The 3,044-nt window shown below is 68.9% G+C and carries 2 protein-coding genes; both read left to right on the top strand.

Translation table 11 applies throughout. The features are described 5' to 3' along the window. Positions 1–407 precede the first annotated feature (407 nt). Positions 408–1,613 carry a cytochrome P450 gene (locus ACSNOD_RS30065; RefSeq protein ID WP_436770243.1) on the top strand — a complete coding sequence of 402 codons (1,206 nt, stop codon included), beginning with the start codon at positions 408–410 and terminating at the stop codon, positions 1,611–1,613. Positions 1,614–1,715: 102 nt separating this feature from the next. Beyond that, positions 1,716–2,885, top strand: coding sequence for a type III polyketide synthase (locus ACSNOD_RS30060; protein ID WP_436770242.1), 1,170 nt, complete (start codon positions 1,716–1,718; stop codon positions 2,883–2,885). The last annotated feature ends 159 nt before the right edge of the window (positions 2,886–3,044 follow it).

Raw genomic sequence — 3,044 nt, 5'->3', positions numbered from 1 at the left:
TGGCCGCGGTGGGTGGATGGAGCTCGGGGGCGGGCGGGGCAGGAGGGGCTCGGGCCGGGCTGAGCTCGGGGCGGACGGCCCGGCCGATCACTGCCGAACGGCCGCCCGACCACCGTCCGCCAACTGCCCGATATCTGCCCGCTGGCCGCCCGATGACGGCCCCCTGACGGCCCGATGTCCGTCCGATGGTCGGATGGTCCGCCGATCGCGGCCACTCCCCCGGGCAGGCTGCGGCCAACGCACCACGCGGCGTGAGCGGAAACGTCATTCCTGTCCATCTTACGGGTGAATTCTCCGAAGAATCCGCATGAATGGTGCTCCGTCCGGGCAACGACGGATCGTCCGAGTACGTGAACGGGGCACCTTCGGATGGCGCTCCTTCGATCTCTCCGACGGATGGAGCGCTTGTGAAGACGTCCGAACCCGTGTGGGACTGCCCCTTCAGTCATACCGAGGCGCTGGAGTTCGATCCGCTGCTCAAACAGCTGATGACCGAGGCGCCGGTGGCCCGCATCCGGATGCCGCACGGCGTGGGCGAGGCCTGGCTGGCCACGCGGTACGAGGACGTCAGGTTCGTCACCACGGACCGCAGGTTCAGTCGCGCCGCCGTCATCGGGCGCGACTTTCCACGCATGACGCCCAATCCGATCGTCCAGGACGAGTCGATCAATCTCATGGACCCCCCGGCCCTCAACCGGCTGCGCCGGCTGGTGGCCAAGGGGTTCACGACGCGCCATGTGGAGCGGATGCGGCCGCGCACCCAGCGCACCGTGGACGCCCTGCTGGACGAGATGGCGGAGCACGGCCCGCCGGCCGACGTCGTGCGGCACCTGTCGTCCCGGCTGCCCCTGATGACCATCTGCGAGATGCTCGACATCCCGGAGGAGGACCAGCCCAGGCTGCGGCGCTGGGCCATCGCGATGATGACGACCGGTGTCGCCAACCGCGAGGAGGCCATCCGGTCGAAGGCCGAGCTGCGGGCGTACTTCGCGGATCTCACCGCCCGGCGGCGCCGCGACCCGGGGGACGACCTGCTGAGCGCGCTCGCCACGGCCCGGGACGGCACCGAGTCCCTCGACGACCAGGAACTGGCCGTGATGGGGATGCTGTTGATGGTCACCGGCCATGACACCAGCACCTATGAGCTCGGCAATATTGTCTACACCCTGCTGACCCACCCGGAGCAACTGGCCAAGCTCCGGGCCGAACCCGACATGCTGCCCACGGCCCTCGAGGAACTGCTGCGCTTCATCCCGTTCCGGCAGGGCGTCGGGATTCCCCGCATCGCCCTCGAGGACATCGAGGTGGGCGGCGTGCCGATCAAGGCCGGTGACACCGTGCACGTGTCCTATCTCGCGGCCAACCGCGACGAGCGGGTGTACGAGCGGCCGGACGAGCTGGACCTCACCCGCGGTTCGGCGACGCATATGACGTTCGGTTACGGCTCGCACCACTGCATCGGCTCGCATCTGGCCCGGATGGAACTGCAGGTCGCCGTCGGCACGCTGCTCAGCCGTTTTCCGGAGCTGCGGCTCGCCGTCCCGAAGGAGGAGATCGACTGGAATTCCGGATCGATCTGGCGCTTTCCACAGGCCCTCCCGGTCGCCTGGTAAGGGCGGCCGGCACCAGACGCCACCAGCGACCGCGAGACATTCAGCCCCCGTAATCGCGGGCGTTCATCCGCGCGAACGTGCGCGAACATGGGGAGATTTCTCATGGCAACTCTGTGCAGACCAGCCATCGCCGTTCCCGAGCACGTGATCACCATGGATCAGACGCTGGAACTGGCACGCACCATTCACGCCGACCATCCGCAACTGGGACTGGCCCTGAGGCTGATCTCGAACACCGGAGTGCGTACGCGACATATCGTCCAGCCCATCGAGGACACGCTGCGCCACCCCGGGTTCGAGGCCCGCAATCTGCTCTACGAGAGCGAGGCGAAGGCCAGGGTCCCCGACGTCGTCAACCGCGCCCTGGACCATGCGGAGCTGGAGCCCAGGGACATCGATCTGATCATTTATGTCTCGTGCACCGGGTTCATGATGCCGTCCATGACGGCCTGGCTGATCAACAGCATGGGTTTCCGTTCCGACACCCGTCAGACGCCCATCGCCCAGCTCGGCTGTGCCGCGGGCGGCGCCGCCATCAATCGTGCTCATGACTTCTGCACGGCCTATCCGGAGGCCAACGCGCTGATCGTGGCCTGCGAGTTCTGTTCGCTCTGCTATCAACCGACCGACATCGGAGTGGGGTCGCTGCTGTCCAACGGGCTCTTCGGGGACGCCATCGCCGCGGCCGTGGTCCGCGGCCAGGGCGGCACCGGGGTCGGGCTGGAGCGCAACGGTTCGCACCTGGTGCCCGACACCGAGGACTGGATCTCCTACGGCGTCCGGGACACCGGATTCCACTTCCTGCTGGACAAGCGGGTGCCGGGGACCATGGAGATGCTGGCCCCGGCCCTGCGCGCGCTGGCCGATCTGCACCGCTGGGACGTGTCCGGCCTGGACTTCTACATCGTCCACGCCGGCGGCCCCCGCATTCTCGACGATCTCTGTCACTATCTGTCGCTGGAGCCGGAGGCCTTCCGCTACAGCAGGGACACCCTGACGGAGCGCGGCAACATCGCGAGTGCCGTGGTGTTCGACGCCCTGGAGCGTCTCTTCGCCCATGGCGCGATCTCCGACTCCGCCCGGGGTCTGATCGCCGGTTTCGGCCCCGGCATCACCGCCGAGATCGCCCTGGGCACCTGGACCACCCAGCAGTCCTCGGCGCGGAACGGGTCGGGGGCGGAGGACCGGGAGAGGGCCGAGCGCATCGTTCTGGAACAGCTCGACTCCTCCAGGGCCGACGAGTCCCGGGAGACCGCCAAGCAGTCGGTGTGAGCCCCCCGTCCTCGACGGGGTCCGACGCCCGGCCGGAGCGCCTGCGCGCGCCTCGGCCGGGCGTCCACGGTTTCCGCCCGGCGGGCGGGCCCCTCCGCCCGGGACACCACGACCGTGCCCGCGCCGCGCTCGCGCAGCACCCGCATCGCCTCGATCAGC

Source organism: Streptomyces sp. URMC 123 (genome assembly GCF_051386515.1).
Classification (GTDB): domain Bacteria; phylum Actinomycetota; class Actinomycetes; order Streptomycetales; family Streptomycetaceae; genus Streptomyces.
Note: the sequence above shows the minus strand (reverse complement) of the source record. Positions and strands in the feature narration are given on the sequence as shown.

Excerpts from the sequence above, each read along its gene's own strand:
- ACSNOD_RS30060 (WP_436770242.1), top strand. The coding sequence starts at position 1,716 with ATGGCAACTCTGTGCAGACCAGCCATCGCCGTTCCCGAGCACGTGATC.